Origin of the sequence: uncultured Cyclobacterium sp., from assembly GCF_963976465.1 — a bacterium.
Classification (GTDB): domain Bacteria; phylum Bacteroidota; class Bacteroidia; order Cytophagales; family Cyclobacteriaceae; genus Cyclobacterium.
The window spans coordinates 1-3394 of record NZ_CAXBOC010000557.1 but is presented as its reverse complement, the minus strand read 5'-3'; the positions used below and the strand labels follow the sequence as shown (position 1 = coordinate 3394).

General features: G+C 39.9%; 1 protein-coding gene. It reads left to right on the top strand.

Annotated elements, in window-relative coordinates; all coding sequences use genetic code 11:
- The first annotated feature begins 499 nt into the window (after window positions 1-499).
- Window positions 500-2404: a hypothetical protein gene (locus AAC037_RS22090; protein ID WP_339905668.1), complete on the top strand. Its 1905-nt coding sequence runs from the start codon at window positions 500-502 to the stop codon at window positions 2402-2404.
- Window positions 2405-3394: the final 990 nt, after the last annotated feature.

Here is a 3394-nt window from a genome sequence, read left to right as displayed (position 1 = left end):
GTTAACATTTAAAAAAGGGACGGCAATATTAACACCAAAAGCGAGGAGTTTGCCTGTGTGCGGGAGGCCTTAAATTTTAGTCGAAAAGATACTTAGCGGTGGGGTTTTCCCTGACTAGCTCTGCTTCAGGACAGGTTGCTTACTTTTTTGACCTATAGCAAAAAAGTAAAAATGGTCATAATCAATTACTTGGTATAGTAGAAACAGAAATGCTTTATTACCTAGAACTGCTTTTTAAGATTATACAATTAACTGGCTGTTAAACGTTCATTTCTTTTCCCCTGAGTTGTTGCGTTTAAGGAGGAGCCTGCAGAATAAAGTGACAATAAAGGATAAAATATCTTCTAAAATAATTACAAGACTCCTATTCAATCCTTTAACCTTTCATTTCATGGTCAAATCATACAAAATATAAAGATATTGTGTTATATTTTTATAAATTTATAAAATAAGCGTAAATTAATTTGGGGTTAAAATTTAATTCTGAAATAACAACATTATGAAATATATTATAGTAGTAATATTTTTTGTTACAGTAATTATTCCTCCTGGTGTAAGTCAGGGATTGGATTCAATTCCCAACCTTAAATCCGTACCCTATCACTCACCTTCTCCACCTCCGGAATGGGCTTTGTTACAAAGGCAAATGATGGTAGCACTCTATCCTGCTGCCATGGAGTTTGTTGAAAAATACACCAATCCCGACGGTACCTTAATCTGGAGAGATGAATGGCCCGGGATGGATGGATCAGATGACGGCTATGAGAGCTTTTATAATTTCCCCTTGTATTATGCGCTAGGCGGACCAAAAGAAATAGACCTGCTTTCCAGAAAATTATGGGAAGGGGTTACTCGGCAATTTACCGGCTATGGTCAGATAGTGGATGAATTTGATGCAGGCTATGACTGGATGCATCATGGAGAGTCCTATACCTATTTTTACTTTTTCGGCCTGGCAGATCCTACTGATAAAAAGATGCGGGATAGGGCCATGAAATTTGCAAAATTGTATTTTGATGATGGTACTGAAAACTCCAATTTTGACAGTAAACTGAAACTTATTCGTTCCCCACTTACAGGTAGCCTTGGCCCAAGATTTATTAATACTGCTGAAGATTGGGTTACCCATAGACCCATTTTAAGCAATTACCCCCTTCCATATGACGACATACCCAATGTCACTTCAGGAAAAGATTGGAACAACGACAACAAATTCCAATTTATTTTGGAGGCTTTAAATAACCGCATGATGAAAGGAGATGTGCCCTTAAATTTGGCTTCAACAAGCATGATGCTGAACGCCTATATGTACAATGGGGAGGAGGAATACAAAGAATGGGTAACCTCCTATGTCAATGCTTGGATGGAAAGAACAGAAAAAAACAATGGGATAATCCCGGATAATGTAGGCCTTTCGGGGGAGATTGGAGAACATATGGATGGGAATTGGTGGGGAGGATATTATGGGTGGAAATGGCCACATGGGGTCAAAAATAAGTTGGAAGCGACAACAATTGGCGCTTCAAATGCATACCTGATTTCCGGAGATGATAAATATCTGGATTTACCCAATGCCGTAATCGCATCCGTTTCAAATGAGGCAAAGGAAGAAAATGGTAAAAAATTGGTACCTCACCGATATGATCAAAGGGGCTGGTACGACTACCGGCCGATGCAGCCCATGTATCCTACCCATTTATGGTACATGTCCCGGGAAAATAAGGATTGGGAAAGGGTAAAAGACTTGTTGGATCCTGAGGAAATGGAAAAATTGACTTATAGAAAGGGCAAAGGAGATGAAATCAATACGGCAACATGGTTAGGGTATTTAGAAGGGAAGGTTCCCACTTATCCGGTAGATATTTTAAAGGCCACGTACAATGAAATGCTTTCCAGGTTGGATAGGATCAGAAAAGACACAACCACACCTGATTTCCAGGATGTTCATCATTGGCTGAACCTGAATCCGGTTGTATTAGAAGGAATTGTTCAGACCATGCTTGGTGCTCCCAACCATATCTACCATGGAGGACTATTGCATACTTCAGTGCGCTATTTTGATCCAGAAAATAGAAGAACCGGAATTCCTCCGGATATGGCCGCATTGGTTGAACAAATCACCGATGCAGGTATTTCTCTTACATTGGTTAATCTTCATCCTACCGAAACAAGAAAAGTAATTGTTCAAGGAGGGATGTTTGGAGAACACCATATCAAGCGGGTAAATATGATCGATAAATACCCTTACCAATTTGATACAATCGATCACAAATTTTTTCAAGCTGAGATATCATCGGGATCGGTTGTGAAATTGGAAATTGAAATGACCCGGTTTCAAAATCCTCCGACATATGCCTTTCCATGGTATGGAGAAAACATACCGGAAAGAGAGATTAATTATTAGTTTGGATTTGGATATAGAAAAAATGTAAGGGAATGACGCTTGCCTGAGAGATTTTGTCAGTATTGTTGCAGAAAAAAAGCAACAATACCGCCAAAATCAGTTTGTGCTTCTTGCCTTAACCAAGGCTTAACAGCTTTGGCTACAAAAATAGCACCCCCATGGGGTTTTGGGCCATTGTTTTTACCACTGAGTGGAGTTTCTGAGTTACTTCGTTTCAGGACAGGCCCTGAATAAGACAGGGTGAACATGATGAAAGAAACCAACCAAAGAAAAATTAAGCAATATAAAATTTCTACCCATCTGGCCCTTAGTTCAGCGATTGCGTTAAAAATTGCCCATCATTAATCAAATGATATATTAACTTCCGCCTTGTAGCTTTTCGGCGTTAAGAAATTTAAGCAGGGTTGGCAAAGGCACAGGCACTGTTTGACGAAGATTTTGGTCTAGTTAACATCCAAAAAGCAAGGCAAACCAGAATACCAAAAACAAGGAGTTTGCCTGTGTGCGGGAAGCCTTAAATTTTAGCTGAAAAGATACTCAGCGGCGGGGTTTTTTCGTTAGTTTTTTGATCCCGATTCGTTTCACTGCTCGGGACATGCACTGCAGTAAAAAAGTGACAATGGTATTTTTAATTGAACTCTGTCATCATGATTGCTGCGTTTTTAAAATGTTAAGTCTCGGAATGAGGTACCGTCACTGCGAACCTTTAAGGCGGGCCAATAGTGTGTGCGGCAGTCCCGTCATTGTGAGATTCCTTCGACTTTCTTTACGCAATCCCCTGTAACTTCTCGGAATGACGAAAATTCACTTCCGCCTTGTAGCTTTTCGGCGTTAAGAAATTTAAGCGGTGATGGCAAAGGCACAGGCACTGTTTGACGAAGTTTTTGGTTAGGGGAATACCCAATAAATAACGAAATATGTGAAAACCAAAAACTAAGGAGTTTGCCTGTGTGCGGGAAGCCTTAAATTTTAGCTGAAAAGATACTCAGC

What these genes read in the sequence shown, in the direction of transcription:
- AAC037_RS22090 (WP_339905668.1), top strand. Translation starts at nt 500, where the DNA reads ATGAAATATATTATAGTAGTAATATTTTTTGTTACAGTAATTATTCCT.